Origin of the sequence: Pseudomonas sp. LRP2-20, from assembly GCF_024349685.1 — a bacterium.
Classification (GTDB): Bacteria; Pseudomonadota; Gammaproteobacteria; order Pseudomonadales; family Pseudomonadaceae; genus Aquipseudomonas.
Genome location: NZ_AP025944.1, coordinates 2,558,998 through 2,581,902, shown reverse-complemented (window position 1 = coordinate 2,581,902; position 22,905 = coordinate 2,558,998). Strand labels below are relative to the sequence as shown.

The 22,905-nt window shown below is 65.9% G+C and carries 22 protein-coding genes; 6 read left to right on the top strand and 16 right to left on the bottom strand.

Translation table 11 applies throughout. The features are described 5' to 3' along the window. Positions 1 to 4: 4 nt before the first annotated feature. The 9 genes from OCX61_RS11400 to OCX61_RS11360 all read right to left on the bottom strand — a co-directional run bounded on the left by OCX61_RS11400 (position 5) and on the right by OCX61_RS11360 (position 12,193). Complete coding sequence (locus OCX61_RS11400) at positions 5 to 1,612, bottom strand: 5-guanidino-2-oxopentanoate decarboxylase (RefSeq protein WP_261943887.1); 1,608 nt, start codon at positions 1,610 to 1,612, stop codon at positions 5 to 7. Positions 1,613 to 1,622: 10 nt separating this feature from the next. After that, positions 1,623 to 3,722 (bottom strand): acetate--CoA ligase family protein, encoded by a 2,100-nt coding sequence (locus OCX61_RS11395; protein WP_261943886.1) that lies wholly within the window; start codon positions 3,720 to 3,722, stop codon positions 1,623 to 1,625. Positions 3,723 to 3,735: 13 nt separating this feature from the next. Next, positions 3,736 to 4,896: an acyl-CoA dehydrogenase family protein gene (locus OCX61_RS11390; protein WP_261943885.1), complete on the bottom strand. Its 1,161-nt coding sequence runs from the start codon at positions 4,894 to 4,896 to the stop codon at positions 3,736 to 3,738. 36 nt (positions 4,897 to 4,932) lie between these two features. Continuing rightward, entirely contained in the window at positions 4,933 to 5,724 is a 792-nt protein-coding gene (locus tag OCX61_RS11385) for an enoyl-CoA hydratase/isomerase family protein (RefSeq protein WP_261943884.1), read from the bottom strand. Positions 5,725 to 6,209: 485 nt separating this feature from the next. Beyond that, positions 6,210 to 7,616: an amino acid permease gene (locus tag OCX61_RS11380; protein ID WP_261943883.1), complete on the bottom strand. Its 1,407-nt coding sequence runs from the start codon at positions 7,614 to 7,616 to the stop codon at positions 6,210 to 6,212. Between the two features lie 126 nt (positions 7,617 to 7,742). Then, positions 7,743 to 9,995 carry an ATP-binding protein gene (locus tag OCX61_RS11375; protein WP_261943882.1) on the bottom strand — a complete coding sequence of 751 codons (2,253 nt, stop codon included), beginning with the start codon at positions 9,993 to 9,995 and terminating at the stop codon, positions 7,743 to 7,745. Further along, positions 9,992 to 10,756: a substrate-binding periplasmic protein gene (locus tag OCX61_RS11370; protein ID WP_261943881.1), complete on the bottom strand. Its 765-nt coding sequence runs from the start codon at positions 10,754 to 10,756 to the stop codon at positions 9,992 to 9,994. Before OCX61_RS11370 ends, OCX61_RS11375 begins: the two co-directional genes overlap by 4 nt. Then, complete coding sequence (locus OCX61_RS11365; RefSeq protein ID WP_261943880.1) at positions 10,753 to 11,469, bottom strand: response regulator; 717 nt, start codon at positions 11,467 to 11,469, stop codon at positions 10,753 to 10,755. The genes OCX61_RS11370 and OCX61_RS11365 overlap by 4 nt, the downstream gene beginning before the upstream one ends. 76 nt (positions 11,470 to 11,545) lie before the next feature. Further along, on the bottom strand, positions 11,546 to 12,193 hold the full coding sequence (locus tag OCX61_RS11360; protein WP_261943879.1) for a TetR family transcriptional regulator C-terminal domain-containing protein: 648 nt from the start codon (positions 12,191 to 12,193) through the stop codon (positions 11,546 to 11,548). Positions 12,194 to 12,299: 106 nt separating this feature from the next. Here OCX61_RS11360 and OCX61_RS11355 point away from each other — a divergent pair, with 106 nt between their 5' ends. From OCX61_RS11355 to OCX61_RS11340, 4 genes are all read left to right on the top strand, one after another. Further along, entirely contained in the window at positions 12,300 to 13,055 is a 756-nt protein-coding gene (locus OCX61_RS11355) for an enoyl-CoA hydratase-related protein (RefSeq protein WP_261943878.1), read from the top strand. Between the two features lie 164 nt (positions 13,056 to 13,219). Further along, positions 13,220 to 13,405, top strand: coding sequence for a hypothetical protein (locus OCX61_RS11350; RefSeq protein WP_261943877.1), 186 nt, complete (start codon positions 13,220 to 13,222; stop codon positions 13,403 to 13,405). Between the two features lie 129 nt (positions 13,406 to 13,534). Next, entirely contained in the window at positions 13,535 to 14,209 is a 675-nt protein-coding gene (locus OCX61_RS11345; protein ID WP_261943876.1) for a cysteine hydrolase family protein, read from the top strand. Between the two features lie 12 nt (positions 14,210 to 14,221). Beyond that, positions 14,222 to 15,577 (top strand): purine-cytosine permease family protein, encoded by a 1,356-nt coding sequence (locus OCX61_RS11340; RefSeq protein WP_261943875.1) that lies wholly within the window; start codon positions 14,222 to 14,224, stop codon positions 15,575 to 15,577. Positions 15,578 to 15,625: 48 nt separating this feature from the next. On the opposite strand, the gene OCX61_RS11335 is transcribed toward OCX61_RS11340, so the two are convergent. The 7 genes from OCX61_RS11335 to OCX61_RS11305 form a co-directional block, all read right to left on the bottom strand. After that, positions 15,626 to 17,038 (bottom strand): MFS transporter, encoded by a 1,413-nt coding sequence (locus tag OCX61_RS11335; RefSeq protein ID WP_261943874.1) that lies wholly within the window; start codon positions 17,036 to 17,038, stop codon positions 15,626 to 15,628. 149 nt (positions 17,039 to 17,187) lie between these two features. Next, positions 17,188 to 17,625, bottom strand: a complete 438-nt coding sequence (aroQ, locus tag OCX61_RS11330) for a type II 3-dehydroquinate dehydratase (protein WP_261943873.1) — start codon at positions 17,623 to 17,625, stop codon at positions 17,188 to 17,190. 3 nt (positions 17,626 to 17,628) lie between these two features. Then, positions 17,629 to 18,447 carry a shikimate dehydrogenase gene (gene aroE / locus OCX61_RS11325; protein WP_261943872.1) on the bottom strand — a complete coding sequence of 273 codons (819 nt, stop codon included), beginning with the start codon at positions 18,445 to 18,447 and terminating at the stop codon, positions 17,629 to 17,631. Then, positions 18,444 to 19,676, bottom strand: a complete 1,233-nt coding sequence (locus OCX61_RS11320; protein WP_261943871.1) for a CaiB/BaiF CoA transferase family protein — start codon at positions 19,674 to 19,676, stop codon at positions 18,444 to 18,446. Before OCX61_RS11320 ends, aroE begins: the two co-directional genes overlap by 4 nt. Continuing rightward, on the bottom strand, positions 19,673 to 20,128 hold the full coding sequence (locus tag OCX61_RS11315) for a MaoC family dehydratase (protein ID WP_261943870.1): 456 nt from the start codon (positions 20,126 to 20,128) through the stop codon (positions 19,673 to 19,675). Before OCX61_RS11315 ends, OCX61_RS11320 begins: the two co-directional genes overlap by 4 nt. Further along, a complete protein-coding gene (locus OCX61_RS11310; protein ID WP_261943869.1) occupies positions 20,125 to 20,523 on the bottom strand; it encodes a VOC family protein in 399 nt (132 codons plus the stop codon). Before OCX61_RS11310 ends, OCX61_RS11315 begins: the two co-directional genes overlap by 4 nt. Then, a complete protein-coding gene (locus OCX61_RS11305) occupies positions 20,520 to 21,467 on the bottom strand; it encodes a ketopantoate reductase family protein (RefSeq protein WP_261943868.1) in 948 nt (315 codons plus the stop codon). Before OCX61_RS11305 ends, OCX61_RS11310 begins: the two co-directional genes overlap by 4 nt. Before the next feature lie 93 nt (positions 21,468 to 21,560). Here OCX61_RS11305 and OCX61_RS11300 point away from each other — a divergent pair, with 93 nt between their 5' ends. Then, positions 21,561 to 22,472: a LysR family transcriptional regulator gene (locus OCX61_RS11300; RefSeq protein WP_261943867.1), complete on the top strand. Its 912-nt coding sequence runs from the start codon at positions 21,561 to 21,563 to the stop codon at positions 22,470 to 22,472. A gap of 82 nt (positions 22,473 to 22,554) precedes the next feature. Then, entirely contained in the window at positions 22,555 to 22,902 is a 348-nt protein-coding gene (locus OCX61_RS11295) for a metalloregulator ArsR/SmtB family transcription factor (RefSeq protein WP_261943866.1), read from the top strand. The last annotated feature ends 3 nt before the right edge of the window (positions 22,903 to 22,905 follow it).

Sequence of the window (22,905 nt, the reverse complement as noted above, 5' to 3'; positions counted from 1 at the left end):
GGGCTCAGCGCGCGCAGGCGTGCTTGAGCTCGATCAGGGTCACGCCGTTGCGGGCAAAGCCGCCGCGCAGGTCGCGTTGCAGTTCGTCCAGGCTCTGCGGCTGTGCGACCGTGCAACCGAAGGCACGGGCCAGGCCGGCGAAGTCCGGGTTGCGCGGCAGTACGCCGATGGGCTCGATGTTCAGGTCGAGCATGTCGTCGCGGATCTGCCCCAGCGCGTCGTTGTTCCACAGCAGCACCACCAGCGGGCGGTCCAGCTCCTCGACCGCGGTCGCCAGTTCCTGCGCCGTGTAGAGGAAGCCGCCGTCGCCGACCAGCACCAGGCCTGGGCGCTCGGCAGTGGCGAACATGGCGCCGATACCTGCGGGCAGGCCATAACCGAGGGTGCCGTAGCCGGTGGGGTGCAGCCAGCTGCGCGGCGCCCTGCTGCTGAACAGGTAATTGCCGGTGTAGGCCAGTTGGGTCATGTCGGTGCTGATGAAGGCGTTGTCCGGCAGCTCGGCCGCGACCCGCTGCAGGATCGCCTGGTGAAGCGCCTGCAAGGGCCCCAGGCTCGCCTGCACGGCATCGCGCAGGCGGGCCACGGCGGCGCTGGCCTGGGTGGCGTCGCGCACGCCGTCCGGCAGCTGTTCGAGCAACCCCGCCAGGGTCTGCCGGGCATCACCGTGCAACGCCAGCGCGCAGGGATAGAAGTCGTTGAACTTGCGCGGGTCGATATCCACCCGCAGCAGCTCGCCGGTCAGTGGCAGGCGCTCGCGCCAGAAGTCGGTGTCAGCCATTTCGGTACCGACCGCCAGCACTACGTCGGCCTCGGCGATAAGCGCCCAGCCCGGCTCCACGCACAGGCTGGAGCCGGCGTTGAGCGGCGAGTCCAGTGGCGCCAGGCCCTTGCCGGCGACACTGGTGAACAGGGGCGCCGCCAGGCGTGTGCTCAACTGCTGCAGCTCGGCGCCGGCCTGCAGGGCGCCACCGCCGGCGATGATCATCGGGCGCTTCGCTGCCGCCAGCCTGGCGGCCGCCTGTTGCAGGCTGTCGAGGCTGGCCGGGCCACGCCCGGGGCGACGTACCACGTCATTGCTCCAGTCCCGCGCCACAGGCGCGGCCAGCACGTCCAGCGGCACCGAGATGTGCACCGGGCGCGGGCGCTCGCTGTCGAACACGGCATAGGCGCGGGCGATCAGCTCCGGCAGGTCCTCGGCCTTCAGCGCCACGGCCGAGAAGGCGGTGATCGGCGCGGTCATGGCGCGCTGGTCCTGGGTCTCGTGCAGGCAGCCCCAGCCTTTGCCCAGGCTGGCGGTGTGGTTGACGCTGGAGATCATCAGCAACGGAATCGAGTCGGCGTAGGCCTGGCCAATGGCGGTGGCCGCGTTGGTCACACCGGGGCCGGTGATGACAAAGCAGACGCCGGGCTTGCCGCTGACCCGGGCATAGCCGTCGGCCATGAAACCGGCGCCCTGCTCGTGCCGGGTGAGCACGTGGCGAATGCCGCTGCCGGGCAGGCCGCGGTACAGCTCCAGGGTGTGCACGCCGGGGATGCCAAAGACGGTATCGACGCCGTAGTTGGCCAGCAGGCGCACCAGCGCCTGGCCGCCTGTGAGTGTTTGGTTCGTCATGTTCATGTCCTTACACCAGGCCGAGGCGGATCAAGGCATCGACCGCTGTGGTGCCGCTGGCACCGACCATCAATGGGTTCACATCCAGCTCCAGCAGCTGGCTGGCGTTTTCGCAGGCGTAGTCGGCTACCGCGCGGATGGCGGCGACCAGTGCCTCCAGGTCGGCCGCCGGTTTGCCGCGAAAGCCCTGCAGCAAGGCAGCGCTGCGCAGGCCCAGTACGGCTTTGCGGATGGCGCCATCGGTGGTTGGCAGCAGCAGGCTCTGGCTGTCCTTGAGCAGCTCGACCAAAACACCCCCGGCACCGATCACCAGCGCCAGGCCGAAATCCGCCTGGCGCTTGATGCCAACGATCAGCTCGGCCAGCGGCGCAGCGGCCATGGGTTCGAGCAGCACCTGGTCGAAGGCGACACCCGGCGCGTAAGCGGCAATGCGTGCGCGCATCTGCCCAAGCGCATGGCTGAGCGCCGCTTCGTCGGCCAGGTTCAGTGCCACCGCGCCGGCTTCGGTCTTGTGCGGCAACTGCGCGCTGACGGCCTTGAGCACCAGCGGGAAGCCCACCTTGGCGGCATCGGCCAAGGCGTTCTCTGGGCTGCTCAGCACGCCATTCGGAATGGGCAGGCCGAAGCCGCGCAGGGCTTGCTTGGACTCCCACTCGTTGAGCAGGCGATTGTCCCCGGCAAGCGGCTGCGGGCACAGCGGTACCAGCGCCGACTCACCCATTGCCAGCAACGCCGGGCGCTGTTGTGCGTAACGGGCCACCCGGCCCCAGGCCGCCAGGCCATCCTCCACCCCTTGCAGCGCCGGCACACCGGCCGCGTGCAGGCATTCACGGGCACTGGCCGGCAACAGCTCGGGGAAGGCCGAGGTGACGAAGCCGGCCTTGCCATGGCGCTTGAGCGCCGCGCAGTACAGCTCCAGCAGCAGGTCGCATTCCTTGCGCTCGCCGGTGAGTTCGGCGGGGTAATCGAGCACCAGCATCGCCGCATCGGCGTCGCTGCGCAGGGCGCTGTCGAGCATGCGCGCCTTGGCCGGGCCGTCGCCCCAGATCGCCGTGGTGAAGTCCAGCGGGTTGACCAGGTTGGCATAAGCCGGCAGCACCTGGGCCAGTGCTTCGACCTGGCTGGCGCCAAGTGCCGGCAGGCTCAGCTGGTTGCTTTCGCTGTAGTCGGCGATCAGCCCGGCATCACCGCCCGAGCAGGCCAGCGCGATCAGGCTGGGGCCCTTGGGCAGGTTGCCGCAGGCCGCCGCCTTGAGGGTTTCGACGAAACTCACCGGGCCGCTGACACGGATCACCCCCAGGCGCTCGAACAGGCTGTCGTACAGGGCATCGGAGCCAGACAGCGAACTGGTGTGGCTCAGCGCCAGCTCGGCGCCGATCTGCGACACGCCGGTCTTCAGCGCGACGATCGGGATGCCCTTCTCCAGCGCCTTGTGCGCGGCGCGGGCAAAGCCCGGCACATTCTTCAGGCCTTCCAGGTGCAGGCCGATGGCAGTGACCCGTGGCTCATCGAGCAGCACGTCCATCAGCTCGGCGATGCCCAGTTGCGCCTGGTTGCCGACCGAGGCCATGTAGGCCACCGGCAGCGAACGGTCGCTCATCGACAGGTTGTAGGCGAAGTTGCCGCTCTGGGTCAGTACCGCCACGCCCTGCTCCACCGCCTTGCCACCGTGGGCCACCGGCCACAGGGCGGCACTGTGCAGGTAGTCGAGCAGGCCGTAGCAGTTGGGCCCGAGCAGCGCCATGTGGCCGGCGGCTTCGAGCAGTTGCTGCTGCAGTGCCTGGCCCTCGGCGCCGCTTTCGGCAAAGCCCGAGGCATAACAGATCGCCCCGCCCGCACCCTTGGCGGCGAGCTCGGCGACACAGGCCAGGGTCAGTTCGCGGTTGGTGGCGATGAACACCGCATCCGGCGCGCAGGGCAGCTCGGCCACGCTGCGTACGCAGGGCACAGCGTCGATGCTGTCGTGTTGCGGGTTGACCAGCCACATCTGGCCTGGGTAGCCGCCGTCGGCGCAGCGCTTGAGCGCGCGGGCCATGCTGCGCCCGCCGACGAATGCCAGGTGCCGGGGGGCCAGCAGGCGTTTGAGGTTGTCACGAATGGCTTGCGACATGGTGAGGCTCCGGTCAGCGCAGCAGTGGGCGCAGCAGTTCGCGCGAGATGATGTGCCGCTGGATTTCCGAGGTGCCTTCCCAGATCCGCTCAATGCGTGCGTTGCGCCAGATCCGCTCGACCGGCCCCTCGTCCATCAGGCCCATGCCGCCGTAGATCTGCACCGCCTCGTCGGCGACCTTGCCGAGCACTTCGCTGGCGAACAGCTTGGCCATGCCCGCCTCGCCGTCGGTCATGCTGCCCTGGTCCATCTTCCAGGCGGTGTGCAGGGTCAGCAGTTCGGCGGCGCGGATCTGCGTGGCCATGTCGGCGAGCTTGAACGACACGCCCTGGTAGGTGCCGATCGGCTGGCCGAACTGCTTGCGGTCGGCGGCCCATTGCAGCGACACGTCCAACGCGCGCTGGGCCTGGCCGACGCAGTTGGCGGCGACCATGACCCGGCCTGCGGTCAGCCAGGCGTTGGCCACGTCCCAGCCCTTGCCGACTTCACCGAGCACCTTGGCGGCCGGTACCTTGCAGTCGTCGAAGAACAGCTCGTAGGTGTGGTAGCCCCGGTTGCTCACGCATTTGGGGCCACGGCGGATGGTCATGCCCGGGGTGCCCCGGTCGACCAGGAAGGCGGTGACGGCGTTACGCTTGCGGCCGTTATGCTCATAGGTGTCGGTGACGGCAAAGACGATGGCGAAATCAGCGTGCCCGGCATGGCTGATGAAGTGCTTGCTGCCATTGATCACGAAATCATCGCCTTCACGCACGGCGCGGGTCTTGATCGAGTTCGCGTCGGAGCCGGCGCCCGGTTCGGTCAGGGCGAAGCAGTCGGTCTTCTCGCCACGGATGCACGGCAGCAGGTAGTCCTCGACCTGCTGGCCGGTGCAGGCCATGAGGATCTTCGAAGGCCGGGCGACGAACACATGCAGCGCCCAGGAAACCTTCGACAGTTCGCGCTCGATCAAGGCCTGGGACAAGTAGTCGAGACCACCGCCACCGACTTCCTCGGGCATGTTGAAGGCATAGAAGCCAGCGGCGATGGCCTTGCCACGGATCTGTGCGGCAAGCTCCGGGGACACCTCATCGGCACGGTCCACGGCTTCTTCATGGGGCAACAGCTCCTTGGCGACAAAACTGCGTACGGCATCCACCAACATTTCTTGTTCTTGGGTCAGTTGGAAATTCATGGCCTGTTCCTGGGTAACCGGGGAATGAGTGAGTGCTTACTTGCCGCTGAAGCGGGGCGCGCGTTTTTCCGTGGCCGCGCGCAGGGCCTCGGCGCCGTCCTCGCTGCGCCCGCAGAGCAGGCCGGCGGCCAGTTCTGCAGTGAGCTGCTCGGCCAGGCTGCGCGAAGCGCCTTCGCGCATCAGGCGCTTGGTCTGGGCATAGGCGAACGTCGGCCCTTGGGCCAGGCGCGCCGCCAGTTCGGCGGTGGCGGCCGGCAGCTGGTCGTCGGCAACCACGTCACCGACCAGGCCAGCCGCCAGTGCGCGTTCGGCGCCCCACAGTTCGTCAAGGAACAGCAGGCGCTTGGCCTGCTCGCTGCCGATCAGCCGTGGCAGGTGCCAGCTGGCGCCGGCATCCGGCGAGTAGGCCATGCTGGTATAGCCGGCCTTGAACCGGGCCGACTGGGCGGCCAGGCGCAGGTCACAGCACAGCGACAGGTCCATGCCGGCGCCGACGGCGGTGCCGTTGATGGCGGCGACGGTGGGCTTGTCCAGGTTGTGCAGGCAGTGCATCAGGGCGTGTGCGGTTTCGGTCCAGCCGTAGGTTTCCAGTGCACCACGGGCTTCGGCTTCGGCCCATTCGGCGAGGTCGGCGCCGGCGCAGAAGCTGCGGCCAGTGCCGGTCAGGACGACCACGCGCACGGCGGGGTCGGTGTTGTAGGCCTCGAGGGTGGCGTGCAGGGTTTTCAGGGTGGGGATGTCCAGCGCGTTGCGCTGCTCGGGGCGGTTCAGGGTGATCCAGGCAACGCCGGCTTCAACCTGGGTGATTAGGGACGACGGAGCGGTCATGTGGGGCCTCGGATTATTGTGATTGCTGTGAGAGGTGAGGCTCATGCTAAACGAGTGTTCAGTAAGGAGGCAATTGGGGGAGGAAGCGGTGTTACAACTTCGAACAAGTGGTGGGAAATCAGGGGGCTGAGGTGAATTGCTTTTGGGCTGACAGGTGTATGGCGACAGGTTTTCAGCGCCTGTGAGATCGAGCGCCGCCCGCGCGGCGCATCGCGAGCTTTGCTCGCTCCTACGTTTGTTTCGGGCCAATCAGTCCTGGGGGATATGCGCGCGAACGCCTTGGCGCATGGCGCGACATCCCGTCGTACAAACCAGGCGGTCGCGCGCGCCTGTCACAGGCTTTACTGGCCCGAAACAAACGTAGGAGCGAGCAAAGCTCGCGATGCGCCGCGCGGGCGGCGCTCGATCTCCCAGGCGCTGCAAGAACAACGGCGAACACCTTGCGGCCCTCACTCAATACCCCGCCATGCAACACCAAGCCCTTCTCATGCCACCGGCACTTCCAACCCCACCCCCTGGCGCTTGCGCTGCACCACAAAGTAAGCCGCATAACACAGCGCGATAAAGCCAAACCCCCAATACAACGAAGGCCGCTGCGTCTCATCCATCGCCATGAACACAAACAGCGAACTGCACAAGGTGATGCACAGCAACGGCACCAGCGGGTACAGCGGCGCGCGGTACTTGAGCTCGCTCAACTGGCCGCCATCACGCAAGAACTGCTTGCGGAAGCGGTACTGGGCCAGGGCAATGACGATCCAGGTCACCGTGCCGGACATGCCGCTCACGGCCATCAGCACCATGAACAGCGTGTCGGCAGCGACAAAGCTGGTCATCAGCGACACCAGCGCGAAGCACAAGGTGATGAACAGCGCCCGCAGCGGCACGCCACGGCTGCTCAGCGGCGACAGGCTGCGCGGCGCCATGCCGGTCTTGGACATCGCCCAGAGGATGCGGGTGGAGGCATACAGCCCGGAGTTGCCGACCGACAGAATCGCGGTGAGGATCACGAAGTTCATCAGGTCTGCGGCGTAAGGAATGCCGACCATGTCGAACACCTGCACGAACGGGCTTTCCATCAGCCCGGCCTGCTGCCACGGCACGATCGCCGACAGCACCACGATCGCCAGCACATAGAAAATCAGCACGCGGAACACCACGTTGCGCACGGCCCGCGGGATGCTCTTTTCCGGCTGGTCGGTCTCGCCCGCCGCCACGCCCATGATCTCGCAGCCCTGGAAGGCATAGACCACGGTCATCATCACCGCGAACACCGCCGACAGGCCATTGGGGAACAGCGAATCGCCGATCAGGTTGCTCATCATCGGCGCCGGCGCCCCGCTGTTCAGCGAAATGCCGCCGAAGATCACCAGCACACCGACGATGATGAAGCCAAGAATTGCCGCCACCTTGATGCCGGCAAACCAGTATTCCGCCTCACCGAAGGCGCGGGTGGCCAACGCGTTGATGCCGAACAGCACCGCAACGAACAGCGCCGACCAGTACCAGATCGGCACCCCGGGGAACCAGCGTTCCATCAGCATGCCAGCGGCGGTGAACTCCAGGCCCACGGTGGTGGCCCAGCTCATCCAGTACACCCAGCCGATCATGAAGCCGGTGGCCGGGCCGATGAATTTCGTCGCGTGGGCCTGGAACGAACCGGACACCGGCATCTGCACCGACAGTTCACCCAGGCAGACCATCACCAGGTACATCAGGAGACCGGCCACCAGGTAGGCCAGGATCGCGCCCACCGGCCCGCCCTGGTTGATGGTCACCCCCGAGCCCATGAACAGCCCGGTGCCGATCACGCCACCGAGCGAGAGCATGAAGATGTGCCGGCTCTTCAATGCCCGTGTGAGGTGGATACCTTCAGCTTTACGGCCTTTCATTATTATTATCTCCAATAAGCGTCGAAGACCGCGTGTTCAGCGGTTGAATGCGATTATTGGAAAGCGATGTAAGGCCCGATTGATCGTAAAGATCAAAGATGTAAAAAGTCGTAAGGATTTTGTCGCTCAGGCGGCCAGCAGTTCGGCCAGGCTGTTTTGCGCACGTTGCAACTGCTCGTGCAGCAATGGCGCCATGGCACGCACCCCTGGCTTGTCACGGGCCAGGGCACGCGCTTCAAGCCGGCGCAGAGTCGCCGCCAGGCCGCACAGGCCCATGGAGTCGCTGCTGCCGGCCAAACGGTGGGCCAGGTGAGTCACCTCGGTGCAGTCGCCTGCGTCGACCGCTTCGAGCAGGGGCTGGCGCTGTTGCGCCAGGCCATCGCGCAAGCCAGCCAGCAGGCCCTGCAGCTTCTGCTCGCCGAGCAGCGTGCGGTGCGTGCTCAGCAACTCATGGTCAAGCCACGCCGGGGTTGCCGACGGTGCCTCCTGGCACTGGCCCGCCAGGGCCTGGCGCAGGTTCGCAAGCTTCAGCGGCTTGCCCAGCACACCCTGCATGCCGGCATCCAGATAGGCACGCACCAGCCCCGGCTGAACACTGGCGGTCAGTGCCAGGATGCGCGTATCGCGGTTGGGCGTGGCGCCGGCACGCAACTGCCGGCACAGCTCCACGCCACTGAGGCCTGGCAGGTGCACATCCAGCAGGAGCAGGTCGAAGCGCCGCTGTGCACACAGCTGCAAGCCCTGCTCGGCATCCTCGGCCAGCCAGACTTCATGGCCGTCGCGCTCCAGCAGCCCGCGCACCACTTCACGGTTCAGGGCCACGTCTTCCACCACCAGAATGTGCAGCGGTACCGCGGCGCGCTCTGCCAGCGCCTGGGCCGGCGGCGCCAGCGCCGTTTGCAGCTCCAGCTCCAACCAGAAACAGCTGCCTTCTCCCTCGCGGCTGCGCACTCCAATCTGCCCGCCCATCTGCTCGACCAGGTGCTTGCTGATCGCCAGCCCCAGGCCGGTGCCGCCATAGCGGCGGGCGACCGCCTCGCTGGCCTGGACGAAACGGTCGAAGATCTTCGGCTGCATCGCCTCGCAGATGCCGATGCCATCGTCGGTGACGCTCAAACGCAGACGCTGCCGCCCGGGTTGCCCCTGCAACACCTGCACGTCGACGAGGATCTCGCCACCCTCGGTGAACTTGATCGCGTTGGCCAGCAGGTTGCTCAGGACCTGGCGCAGGTACTGCTCGGCGCCGTGCTGGTAGGTGGCCAGCTGCGGGTCGAGGCGGCACAGCACCAGGCTGTGGTTGGCCAGCGCACGGGGTTCGAGCAGGGTCACGACCTCGGCACACAACTGGCGCAAGGAGAAATCCACCGCCTCGGGGCGGCTTTCGCCCTCTTCGAGGCGGGCAAAATACAGCACCTCGTTGAGGATGCTCAGTAACCCCTCGCCGGCCTTGTACAAGGCCTCCAGGCGCAGACGGTCCGCCGCAGCGAGCCCGGCGCCACGCAGCAGCTCGGCCATGCCGAGAATGCCGTTGAGCGGCGTGCGCAGTTCATGGCTCATGGTGGCGAGGAAGCGCGACTTGGCCAGGTTGGCCGCTTCGGCATCGTCCTTGGCACGCATCAGGCTCGCCGTGCGCCGCTCGACCTGCTTCTGCAGTTCGTCGCGCTTGTCCTGCAAGGCCAGGCGGTCGGTTTCACGGCGTTCGCTGTCACTGAGGATGGCCCGGCGCATGTCCTCCAGTGCCAGCGCCACGCTGTCGATTTCGTCGGCATGGGGCGAGCGGCGCTTGTTCAGGCGCAGTGGCTCGTGCCATTGCCCGGCACCGATGCGCCGGGCGAAGTCGGCCATCACCTGCAGGTGGCGGGTGACCAGGCGGTAGAACAATCCCGACAACGCCAGCGCCAGGCCGCAAAGGAACACGCTCATCCACAGCAGGCTGGTCAGGCCGGTGGCGAACAGCCGCCGGTGCACCGCGCCCAGGTCAATGCTCACCTCCAGCTCGCCCAGGTGCCGCACAGGCCCGGAAGGCGGCTGGTAGTCCAGCGCAAAGCGCTCGACCCGCAGCGGCCCCTGCGGGTTCGGATCACCTTGCTGCAAGGTGAAGTCGGCACTGTTCAGGCGCACCAGCGCCACATCGGAAAAGTCCACCAGCCCACGCAACTGCACGTTCAGCTGCTCCTGGTTGAGGTCCCACAGGCTGCGCTCCAGGCTGGCCAGGTAGCCGGCGCGGATCAACGCCATGCGCGCATCGATCTCGCGCATTTCGCGACGGTACTCGAAATACAGCTGCACGCTGCTGGCCAGCACCGTGAAGCACAGGCTGAACAGCAGGATGAACAGCAACAGCCGCCGCAGCAGGCCACCCGGTTGCAGGCGCATCATGGCTGCTTGACCATGTCGCGGTAGGTGACCTCGCTTTCATGCAGCCAGCGCTCCAGCTCGCCGGCGTCGGTCATCTGCTGCAGTTGCGCGTCGATGTCGCCCATGCGCTCGCTCAACGGTGAATGGCGTGACACCGCCACGCGCAGGTAGTCGACGCTCAGGGCCGGTGGTAGCGCAACGATGTCCTGGGCACCGGGCAGGTGCTCGACGAACAGCTGGCCGGTGCGCCGTTCCTGGACCACAAAGTCGATACGCCCGCGAATCAGCTTGCCGAAGTTCTGCCCACTGTCCGACACCCACTCGATGTTCTGGTGCTGCGCCACGAAATGGTCGAATGCCGGGCCGTAGCTTTCACCGAACAACAGCCCGCCACGGTAGCGGGCCAGGTCTTCGAGCGTGTCGAACTGCAGCGGGTGCTGGCGGTTGGCGAACACCGCCACCTCCTCGCGCAGTACCGGCACCTGGGAAAAGCGCATGGTTCTGGCGCGCTGCTCCGAGGTGTAGGCCAGCACCACATCCACCCGCCCTTCGGCAGCGTCGAGCAGGCAGCGTTGCCAGTTGCCCAGCACGACCATTTCGACCCGGTAGCCCAGCCGCCCGAACAGCTCGCGGACCACCGTCGGCGCCAGCCCGCGCGGCTGCTTGCCATCGCTCCAGGACACCGGTGGGTACACCGGGTAATCGCAGTAGCGCACGCTGCCGGCGGCCTGCAGCGCGCCGCTGGCCAGCAGCACCAGCAGGCCGACCAGGTACTTGCTCACGCGGCCACGCTGGCGGTGAACAGGTAGCCGGCGCCGTGGATGGTGATGATCAGTTCAGGCTCGGCGGGGTCGTCGTGCAGCTTGCGGCGCAGGCGGCCGACCAGCACGTCGATGGAGCGGTCGTTAGGCACCCACTCACGATTACGGATCTGGTCCATCAGCTGGTCGCGGCTCAGGGTGTGGCCACTGTTGCGCAGGAACACGCTGAGCAACTGGAACTCGCCGTGGGTCAACAGGGTTTCGCCGCCTTGAGCATCGATCAGGCGGCGGCGGTCGCAGTCCAGCGACCAGTCGCCGAACTGCTTGAGGGTGACATTGGCCACGCTGGCCGGCCGAGCGCCCTGGGCGTGGCGCACGCGACGGATCAGGTTCTTCGCCCGGGACACCAGTTCGCGAGGGTTGAGCGGTTTGCTGACATAGTCGTCGGCGCCGCACTCCAGGCCGACGATGCGGTCGATTTCGTCGTTGCGACCGGTGATCAGGATGATCCCCACTTCCGAGCGCACCCGCAACTCGCGGGTCAGGGTCAGGCCGTCCTTGCCGGGCAGGCGGATGTCCAGCATCACCAGTTCCACCGGCTGCTCGCTCAGCAGCGTTTCGGCCTGTTCCGCGGTGGCGGCGCAGTGGACGGTATAGCCTTCCTGGGACAGGTAGGCCTGGAGCAAGTCACGAATCAGCGGATCGTCATCGACGATCAGTACCTGAGAGGTCATTGCGGGTAGTCCTGAGGCGCCCGAAGGCGATTTTTTTATTAGAGTGGGCCAAGACTAGCGATTGCTGAACGGTCGATCAACAGCCCTCTGGGGTGCTGGTGAAGCGTTGCCGACCGCCGGCCTGCAGGCCATCGACCCAGGCCTCGCAGATCTGCACGCCCTGGGCCGGGGTGAAGGTGCCCGGGTTCAGCCCGGACTCCAGCCACAGGCCATCGAGCAAGGCGCTGAGGCTGATGGCGGCGAGGTCGGCATCGAAGTGTTCCCAGCCCTCCTCCCGGGCCAGTTCAGCCAGCAGCGTGCGCAACTCGCGGCGGTACTCGCCATAGGAATGGTCGTGCACCTGGTTGATCGCCTCGGCGGTTTTCACCGCGCCCCAGAACGCCAGCCAGGCATCGAGCAGTTGCGGGTCGAGCAGTTCGGCGCTGAACGAGCCACGGAAGAACGCCGACAGCCGTTCGCGGGCGTTGGGCGCGACCTGGGCCATGGCCTCGCGCAGCAGTTGCATGACCCGGCCGGTGACGGCCATGTAGGCTTCGGCGACCAACTCGTCCTTGCCCGAATAATGGTGGCTGATCAGGCCCACCGAGACGCCGGCTTCGGCGGAGATCTTGCGGATCGAAGCCCCCTGGAAACCATGGCGCTTCAGGCAGGCCAGGGTGGCCTCGACCAGGTTGGCCTTGCGCAGTTCGGGCAGCATGCGGCTGAAGCGGGCTTCTTGGGTCATCGGTGGCTCTCATGGGGCGCGCAGTTGAACGACTGTATAGCAACTCGCCTCGCTCGCGATAGCCTGTTTATACTCGGGCACGATAACAACAACAGAGGCGCCGCCCATGACCGACCTGATCCACTCGCAACTCGACGAAGGCCTGCTGACCCTGCGCCTGAACCGTGCAGACAAACTCAATGCACTGACCAACGCCATGTACACACGGCTGGCAGAGCTGTTCGAAGCGGCCAACAGTGACCCGCAGGTCGAGGTGATCCTGATCACCGGTAGCACCGAATGCTTCACCGCCGGCAACGACCTGCCGGACTTTCTCGAGCAGCCGCCGACCGACCTGCAGAGCCCGGTGTTTCGCATGATGTGGGCGGTGCTGGCGCTGGACAAACCGCTGATCGCTGCGGTTGCCGGGCCTGCGATCGGCATTGGTACCACGCTGCTGCTGCACTGCGACCAGGTGCTGGTCAGCCGTGACGCCAGACTGCGCACGCCGTTCGTGGCACTGGGCGTGTGCCCGGAGTTTGGCGCGAGCCTGTTGCTGCCGCAGATGCTGGGGCATGCGCGGGCTGCGCAGCTGCTGCTGTGCAACCAGGCGCTCAATGGCGAACAGGCCGTGCAGTGGGGGCTGGCGAGCGAACTGTACGACGATGGCGCGCAATGCCTGGCCGCCGCCGTCACGCTGGCGCGGCGCCTGCAGCAGCTGCCGGCCGATGCCCTGCGTATCAGCAGGCGTTTGCTCAAGGACGCCCAGCGCGAAGCCCTGGCCGCGACGGTGGCCAAGGAAGGCCTGCTGTTCATCGAGCGGCTTAACAGCGACGACGCAAAGGCAGCCCTGACTGCAATGGTATCGCGCAAGGGTGCCTGAAGCGGTGGGTTGCTACGTTTGGTATCACAGTATTACGGCATACCACATGCCAGTTAGTAACACTGCCGAGCGCGACCCGTCAAACTCGCTACTCCCGGCACATTGGCGGCAATGGCCCGCGTCTTGCTTTGCATGACTGCACGATTGTCTCGAGTGATCTGCTCATGGCCCGCCTCCCCTCCATCGTTGGCACATTTCGCACCCGCCTCACTGGCCGGGTGCACGCTGTGCCATGCGGGGCCATGCACGGGTTCCTGCGCCGAGCGGCCGGGCCGTTGCAGGTCACGTTGCAACGCCTTCGCGCCGCAGTCGCCGCCAAGCAGAACGGTTTCTGGCAGATAGTCGACTGATTCCTTCCACGAGCGTTGCGCTCGCCTCACGCAGGCACCGCTGTCGCGGCGCCCGCGCACCTGTATCCGCAGAACCGCCTGACGCGCCCTTGGTGCAGCGCCCGGTGTACTGCACCTGGAAGAAATCCGATGACTCAAGACACCGCCATGCTCGTGATTGACCTGCAGCGGGAAGACAGCTTCCCCCTGCCGCGCTTCGACAAAGTGATCAACAACGCGGCCGCGCTGATTGACGGCGCCCGCCGGCGCAATCTGCCGCTGTTCTACACCCGCCACGTCAACGATGCGCTGGGCCGCAACCTGGCATTCGGCGAACCGGTGGACGCGCAAGGCCGGCCAACCACTTACTGCGCCGGTACGCCGGCCATCGAAATCATCGATGCCCTGGCACCGCAGGCTGCCGACGTGGTGATCGACAAGCAGCGCTACAGCGCCTTCCACGGCACGCGCCTGGCCCAGACCTTGAAATGCCGCGGCATCACGCGCCTGGTGGTGATCGGTGTACTGACCGACGTGTGCGTGATGAGCAGCCTGTTCGATGCCTACCAGCACGACTTCAAGCTGGTGCTGGTCGCCGACGCCTGCACGGCAACCACGCTCGCCGCCCACTACTCGGCACTGTTCATTCTCTCCAACTGGCTCTACGGGCTGGAAATCTTCTCCACCGAGCAGTTGCTGCAGCACTGGAACAACCAGCCGGCGACCTCAGTGCTCAGCGCAGAACCCGACCACCTTGCCTTCGAGCCAGACGCGTTCGTGCAGACGATTGCGCGCTTCGAACGCCAACTTGCTGCCCAACGCTGAGCGGAGAACGACATGAAAGTAGAGAAAAGAAGCATCGACTTCATCCCGGAAGCCGAGCGCCATGGCGAACCGCGTTCGCTGTTCTTCGTCTGGTTTGGCGCCAACGCCAACATCACCACTGTGGCCGCAGGTGTGCTGCCGATCAGCCTGGGGCTCAACCTGTTCTGGAGCGCGCTGTCGATTCTGCTCGGCTCGTTGATCGGCGCCATCTTCATGGCTTCGCATTCCGCCCAGGGCCCTCGGCTGGGCATCCCACAGATGATCCAGAGCCGGGCGCAGTTCGGCGTGTTCGGCGCGATCGTGCCGTTGCTGTTCGTGATGCTCATCTACCTGGGTTTCTTCGTCAGCAACACGCTGCTGGCCGCCCAGGCCATCGCCAGCGCCAGCCCGTTGGGCAATGGCGGGAACATCGCCCTGCTCGGTGGCCTGTGCTTCCTGGTGGCACTATTCGGCTACACGCTCATCCACCGCCTGCAGAAGTTGCTGTCGCTGCTGTCGATCGTGGTCTTCGGCATCGCCACCCTGCTCGCCCTGGCGCTGCCGATAGAGCCTGACCAATGGACCGCGCAAGGCTTCCACCTGGCCAGCTTCCTGGCCTCGGTGAGCATTGCGGTGACCTGGCAGCTGTCATACGCCCCGTATGTGGCCGACTACTCGCGCTATCTGCCGACCCGTACATCCACGCGCCAGGTGTTCTGGTACAGCTACGCGGGCACGGTCATCGGCGGTAGCTGGATGATGCTGCTGGGCGCCGTACTGGCCAAGGCCGTCGCCGGTTTTACCGACAACGTCGGCCTGCACCTGCTTGGCGTGCTCGGTGGCGGGACCTTGCTGGCGGTGGCGTTCGTGCTCTACGGGCAGATCGCAATCAACGTGTTCAACCTGTATGGCGCCTTCATGTCGACCGTGACGGTGATCGAGCCGTTCGCGGCGCTGAAGGTCACCCCTGGGGTGCGCGCCAGCTTCATGCTGGTCATCTGTGCCCTGGCGACGGCGTTGTGCACCTTGGCCCAGGATGACTTCATCCAGTTCTTCCTGAACTTCATCTTCTTCATGAGCTATTTCCTGATCCCTTGGACCGCAATCAACCTGGTGGACTACTACGCGCTGCGCAAAGGGGTCTACCAGATTGCCGACATCTTCGACCCCGCGGGCATTTATGGCCGGGTGAACGGGATCGCGGTCGGCGTGTTCCTCGCCACCATCGCGTTGGAGATCCCGTTCATGAACACCTCCCTCTACGTGGGGCCGGTCGCGGCCTCGCTGCAGGGCGTTGACCTTGCCTGGGTGGTTGGTCTGCTGTTCCCGGCAGCCTGCTACTACGGGCTGATGAGCAAGCGCAAGGCCCCGGCAACCAGCGCCGTGTAGACCTGATAACCCCGGGCATTGCGGCCACCCAGGTGGCCGCAATGCCGATCAGGTGCGCAATACCTGCTCGCCGGCATTGCCGGGCAGGCGCACGGCATCGACCAGCGCGACACAGGCAATCAGCGCCACACCGAGCAGTGCCCAGTGGAAGTCGCTGACTGTCATCCCGCCCTCAGCGCCGCGCACCATCATCGACACGCGCAACAGAAGCGCCACCACGGCAACGCCCAAGGCCATCGCCAGCTGGAAGAACATGCTGAACAGCGTCGACGCCTCCCCCATCTGCTGCTTGGGCACTTCAGAGAAACCGACAGCGTTGTAGGTGGTGAACTGCATCGAACGCGACAGCCCGCCTACGAACAGCACCAGTGCCATCCAGTACCACGGCATGCCCTGCTGCAACCCCAGGCAGGCCAGGATGCAGCCGACACCGATCAGGCCATTGACCAGCAACACCCGGCGGAAACCATAGCGGCGCAGCAAGCCGGTGGTGAACGGCTTCATGGCCAGGTTGCCGGCGAAGATCGCCAGCACCAGCAAGCCGGCATCCACCGCAGACAGGCCAAAACCGACCTGCAGCAACAGCGGAATGAGGAACGGCAAGGCGCTGATCGACAGGCGGAACAATGTGCCGCCAACGATACTGGCCCGGAACGTGGCGATGCTCAGGGCCGCCAGTGGCAACAGCGGTGCCGGGTGGCGCTGGCAATGGCGGATCGCCAGCCAGCTCAGCAGCCCGCCCAAGGCCACCAGTGCCGCCCCGGCACGCAGGCTGCCAGCGCCCAGTGAACCGAGCATTTCCAGGCCGATCAGCCACGCGGCGCAGGCCGAGGCGAGCCACACGAAGCCCAGCAGGTCGAAGCGCCGTGCTTCGCTGCAACAGGTGGCGGGAATCAGCCACCACGCTGCCGCCATGGCCAGCAGGCCAAGCGGGATGTTCAGGTAGAAGATCCATGGCCACGCCAGGTGCGTGACGATCAGCCCGCCGATGGGCGGGCCCAGTACCGGCGCCACCAGCCCGGGCCAGGTGATCACCGCGAGCATTTTCACCAGGTCCTGCTTCTCGGTGGTACGCAGCACCACCAGCCGGCCGACCGGCACCATCAGCGCACCGCCAATGCCTTGCAGCACCCGCGCGGCGACGAACGTTTCCAGGTTGGGGGCCAGGCCGCAGAGCCACGAGGCCAGGGTAAACAGGCCGATGGCCCCGGCGAACACCTGGCGGGCGCCAAAACGGTCGGCCACCCAGCCACTGAGCGGGATGAACACTGCCACCGCCAGCAAGTAGGCACTGATGCCGATGTTCAGGCTCACCGGGTTCTCGCCGAAGTCGCTGGCCATCTGCGGCAGCGCCGTGGCGATGACGGTGGCGTCGAGGTTTTCCATGAAGAAGGTGACGGCGACCAACAAGGCGATGCCGGTGGCTTGGCGGGCGGGGTTCGGGACTGCTGGATTTGCCACGGTTACAGGTCCTTCTGCTGGGGCATGGGAAGTGGGCAATCACCTCCCTGTGGAAGCGGGCTTGCCCGCGAAGCTGGCACCGCGGTGACTGGCACCGGCTTCGCCGGTGTTCGCGGGCGAGCCCGCTCCCACAGGTTCTGCATGAATGTTCAGATCATCTTCAATGCGGCACGCAGAGCCAGCAGGTAGGTCTCGACACCGAATCCGCAGATCTGCCCGCGCACCACCTCGGCGAACACCGAGTGATGGCGGAACAGCTCTCTAGCATGGATGTTCGACATATGCACTTCAACCACCGGCGCCTCGACAATGGCCAGAGCATCACGAATGCCGTAGCTGTAATGGGTCCAGGCTCCGGCATTGATCAGCACGGCATCCACCCGCTCCTCATAAGCCCGATGGATGCGCTCGCACATCGCCCCTTCGTAGTTGGTCTGGAAGCTCTCGACCCGCGCGCCGAGCTCCTCGCCCAACGCCTGCAGGGCTTGATCGATGTCGGCAAGGGTGGCCGTGCCGTACTGGCGCGGGTCGCGCTTGCCGAACATGTTGTGGTTGATGCCGTGCAGCATCAAGACATTGGCGGCCATGGCTCACTCCAGGGGGATGGTCAGGCGGTCGATCACGGCACGGGTTTCAGGCCGTACCCCGCGCCACCAGGCAAACGCCTCTGCCGCCTGCTCCACCAGCATGCCGACCCCATCGGCCAGGCGCGCCACACCTTGCTCCTGGGCCATGCGCAGGAACGGTGTCAGACCTTTGCCGTATGCCAGTTCATAGGCCAGGCGCGCCTGGCCCAGCACATCAGCGGGCAGCGGCGGCAACTCACCGGTCAGGCTCGCGGAGGTAGCGTTGACCACGATATCGAAAGCTTGCCCCTCCAGTTCCTCATAACGGCTGATACGCAGCAACGGATGATCCAGCTCGTTGCGCAAGGTCAGCGCCTTGGCCATGTCGCGGTTGGCGATCACCAGTTCACGCGGACCGGCCTGCAGGAACGGCAGCAGGGCGCCGCGCACCGCGCCACCGGCACCGAGCAACAGCACCCGGCGGTTGCGCAGCGGTTCGCCCAGGTTCTGTTCGATATCCCGCAGCAGGCCGATGCCATCGAAGTTTTCGGCAACGATGCGGCCATCCTCGAATTTCAGCGCATTGGCCGCCCGTGCCAGCTGCGCACGCTCGCTGCGCCGGTCGGCCAGTTCGAAGGCGCGCAGCTTGAACGGCGCGGTGATGTTCATGCCCAGCCCGCCTTCACTGCGAAATTTCAGTACCTGGGCCTCGAAGCCCTCGAGTTCGCCCTCGATGGCGCCGTACTCCAGGGTCTGGCCGCTGGCCTCGGCGAACAGGCCATGAATCAAGGGGGACTTGGTGTGGTTGATCGGCCGGCCGATCACTGCGTAGCGGTCGCTCATCGTGCATCTCCGTGGGTGAACAGCACACCGTCTGCCTGCATGGCGGTGATTTCTTCAGGGCTGAAGCCAAGTGCCGCGGCCACTTCGGCGTTGTGCTGGCCAAGGTCCGGGGCCACCTGGTGGATCGTCGTGTCGCAGTCGGAAAAGCGGAACGGCAGGTTGGGCAGGCGCAAGGTGCCGTAGCGCGGGTGCTGCTGTTCGATGACCATGTTGCGCGCCTGGATCTGCGGGTCGGCCAGTACCTCGTCGATGCGCTGCACCTTGGCACTGGGGATGTCGATGCCATCCAGCAGTCGCAGGATTTCGGCCACCTGCCGGGCGCCGACCCAGTCGCGGACCACGGCCAGGATCGCCTGGCGGTGGGCATTGCGACCGTTGAGGCTGTGGTAGCGCTTGTCGCTGCCAAACCCGGGCGGGCCGCCATTGGCTTCAAGCATGGCGGCAAAGCGCTGCCAGGCATCGTCGACCTGGGCCGCGATCACCAGGTCGCCATCGGCGGCGCGGAACACGCCGTACAAGGTCGAGGTGGGCATGTCATGGCCAGTCTGCTCGGGCAGCACGGTGCCGTCGGACAAGGTGTAGCACTGCACCGCGTACTCATGCATCGACACCAGCGTGTCGTACAGGGCCATGTCGATATGCTGCCCACGGCCGCTGCTGACCCGGCCCAGCAACGCCGCATTGATCGCGGCCACGGCATGGATGCCGGTGTACATGTCGCCCAGGGAAATCCGCAGCAGCGGCGGCGCTTCGCCGGGTACGCCGACCATCTGCATGATCCCGCTCTTGGCCTCGGCGATCAGCCCGAAGCCGGCGCGGTGTGCGTCTGGCCCGGTATGGCCGTAGGCGGAAATCGAGCAATACACCAGGCGCGGATTGCGCGCGGCCAGTTCGGCATAGCCCAGGCCCAGTTTGTCCAGGGCGCCGGGGCGGTAGTTTTCGATGAACACGTCGGCCGAGTCGGTCAAGCGCTGCATGAAGGCCTTGCCGCGCGGGTCCTTCATGTTCACGCTGACGCCCTGCTTGCCCATGTTCAACTGCAGGAAGTAACCACTCTGCTGGTCATCCAGGGTGAACGCGTGCTGGCGGCCGGCATCGCCGCTGCCCGGCCGTTCGACCTTGATCACCTCGGCGCCCAGCGCCGCCAGGCAGCGGCCCACATAGGGCCCGGCAAGGAAGTGGCTGTAATCGATGACGCGGATACCCGCCAATGGCAGTGCCTGGCTCATGCTTCTACCCTCCTGGGCACCATCAGGCGGTGCTCACCGCGCTGCACGACTTCGCCGTGCTGGTTGATCAGTTCCGACGGCAAGACCACGATGCCCCAGCCCGGGCGGCTGTTGCTCGGGCGCATCGCCCCCACGCGCATGCGCACGTGCAGCACATCGTTGACCTTGATCGGCCGCACGAAGTCCCAGGTCCAGCCCAGCGACATGCCCGGCAGGAAGCGGTACTCGCACTGGGTTTTCAGGCCATCGGCGATGGACAGCCCGAACAGGCCGTGGGCAACCAGGCAGCCGAAGTGGCTGGCATTGGCATAGTCCTCGTCGACGTGCACCGGGGTGTGGTCACCGGTGAGGTCGGCGTAGGCCAGGATGCGCTCACGGGTCACGGTATAGGTGGGGCTGATGCACTCGTCGCCTTCGCGGGCATCGTCCCAGTATTTTTCCACCACGCTCATGCCTGCACCTCGGCCCGCGGGTCAATGGCCAGGGCCTGGGCGACGCACTTGGCCGGCATCGCCTGGATGAACTCCACCGCCAGGCCGTCGGGCAGGCGCAGCCAGTTGTGGCCCTGGGGCATTTGGCTGACGCCGAAGCGCTGGGCGGCCGCCAGGGTGGCCTCGAGGTCTTCGCACATGATGCCCAGATGCGCCATGCGCCCTTCCGGGCCGGCGAAGTCCGGCTGGTGGATGAACTGCAGGCCACCGAGGGTCCAGTACTGCGCGGGCTGCTCGACGTCGCCCTGCACTTCGCGCATGGTCATGCCGCACACTTCGCTGAAGAAGCGGATGTGCCACTGGATGTCACGCACCCAGAATGCGACGTGTTCGAGGTAGGCTTTTGGCTGGCTCATGGGTTCTCCCTTTTCTGGTGATCGGCCATGGCGCGTTCGATGCCCTTGATACAGGCCACCAGGGTCGCGTTGACCGGCGTGGCCACGCCGTGGCGCTGGCCCCAGCGCACGACAGCGCCGTTGATGTAGTCGATTTCGGTGATCGAGCCCTTTTCCAGGCTCTGCAGCATCGAGGTGCGGAAGCTCGCCGGCAGGCCTTCGGCGGCCAACGTCCAGGCGGCCTCGGGGCTGGTCAGGCTCAGGCGGATGCCGGCGCGCTCGGCCACGGCGATGGCTTCGGCCACCGCTGCCTTGGCGGTGCTCTCCAGCAGCGGCTCGCTGTACAGCTGGCCGTAGCTGAGCATGGTGATGCCGCTCAGCGCGCCGGTGGCAACGTTGACCAGCAGCTTGTCCCACATGGTGCCAAGGATGTTGTCGCTGACCGTGGTGGCCAACCCGGCGCCGCTGAAGGCCGCTGCAATGGCTTGCACGCGGGGCGTCAGCTGGCCGTCCAGCTCGCCGATGAAGGTCTGCTTGCCTGCCACGCCAGCGCGTATCGAACCCGGCGCCAGCAGCACGCCGCCGACGTAGGTCTTGCCCGCCAACACCCGTTCGCGCCCTACGGCCTCGGCCAGGATATCCTCGTGGCCCAGGCCGTTCTGCAGCGACAGCACCAGTGTCTGCGGCCCGATCAGCGCGCTGGCGCCGGCAATGGCCTCGGCGGTGTGGAACGACTTGACCAGCACCACCACCAGGTCAGCCACGCCGACGTCTTCGGCGTCGATCGCGGCATTGACCCGCACGTGGCGCTCGCCGCGTTCGTCCTGTACCTGCAACCCGTGCTGGTTCATCGCCTCCACATGGGCACGGCCACGGTTCAACAGCCAGGTTTCATGCCCCGCCTCGCTCAAGGCCGCGCCAATGGCGCAACCCAGGGCTCCGGCCCCCAGAATGCAGATTTTCACGTCGCAGACCTCCTGTGGTTTGCGACTACCTTATGCAGCGAGGCTTATTTGAGCTATACAATGGCGTTAATACCGCTATTGAGATTTGCAATAATGACCACGCTGGAGCCCCTGCCGGAACCCAAGTTGTTGCAGTTGTTCGAGGTGCTGTACCAGTGCCGCAGCGTGACCCGCGCCGCCGAGCAGCTCGGCCAGAGCCAGCCGACCATCAGCATCTGGCTGGCGCGCCTGCGCGAGCAGTTGAACGATCCGTTGTTCGTGCGCACGCCGGGCGGCATGGCCCCTACCCCGCGGGCCGACCAGTTGATCGGGCCGTGCCGCGAAGTGCTGGAATCGCTGCGCCGCCTGACCGCCTGGGCACCGCAGTTCATACCGGCCACGGCGCAGCGACGCTTTCGCCTGTGCGTCAGCGATGCCAGCCATATCACCTTGCTGCCCAGTATCCTCAACCACTTGCGCAGCCATGCCCCGGGCATTCGCCTGGAAGCAGCGCGGATCGATGGCAATACCGAGAGCGCCCTGGAGTCGGGCGAAGCGGACCTGGCCATCGGCTTTGTACCCTGGCTGGGTGGCGGCATGTATCAGCAGATGCTGTTCGAACAGGATTGGGTGTGCCTGAGCAACCGGCAGCACCCGCGCCTGGCCAACGGCATGGGCGTGGCCCAGTACCGTGCCGAAGGGCACGTGCAGATCAGCGCCGGGACCGGGCAGAAGTTGCTGGAGGCCGGCTTGGCGCGGGCCGGGATCGAGCGCAGGATCATGCTCGAACTGCCGGCCTTTCTTGGCCTTGGGATGATTGTCGGGTCGACCGACCTGGTGGCGACGCTGCCTCGGCATATCGGCCAGACACTTGCCGACATGCATGGGCTGCGGGTGCATGACTGCCCGTTTGCGGTAGAAGGCTTCACAGTCAAGCAGCACTGGCATGCGCGTTACCATCAGGACAGCGGCAACCGCTGGCTCAGGGAGGTCGTCCGGGCGTTGTTCCAGTCGGGGCAGCCCTGACCTCAGCTTGCCTCCACACACGTGGTTGCATTTCATATATGAAAATCCGTATATTCGGATTTCCATATGTTTTGGTGTTGCCATGCTTACTCCACCCGATGTCTTCAAGTGCCTGTCGGACGAAACCCGCACCCGCGCCACCCTGCTGATCGCAGGGCTGGGTGAGCTCTGTGTCTGCGAATTGATGTGTGCGCTGAACGACAGCCAACCGAAGATCAGTCGCCATCTGGCGCAGCTGCGCAGCAGTGGCATGCTGCTGGATCGCCGCCAGGGGCAATGGGTGTATTACCGCCTGAACCCGGAACTGCCCGCCTGGGTGCACGAGATGTTGCAGGCGACCTTGCAGGCCAACGCGCAATGGTTGGCCGAGAACACCCTGCGCCTGCAGAACATGGACGGCCGCCCCGTCCGTGACGCTGCCTGCTGCTGATCA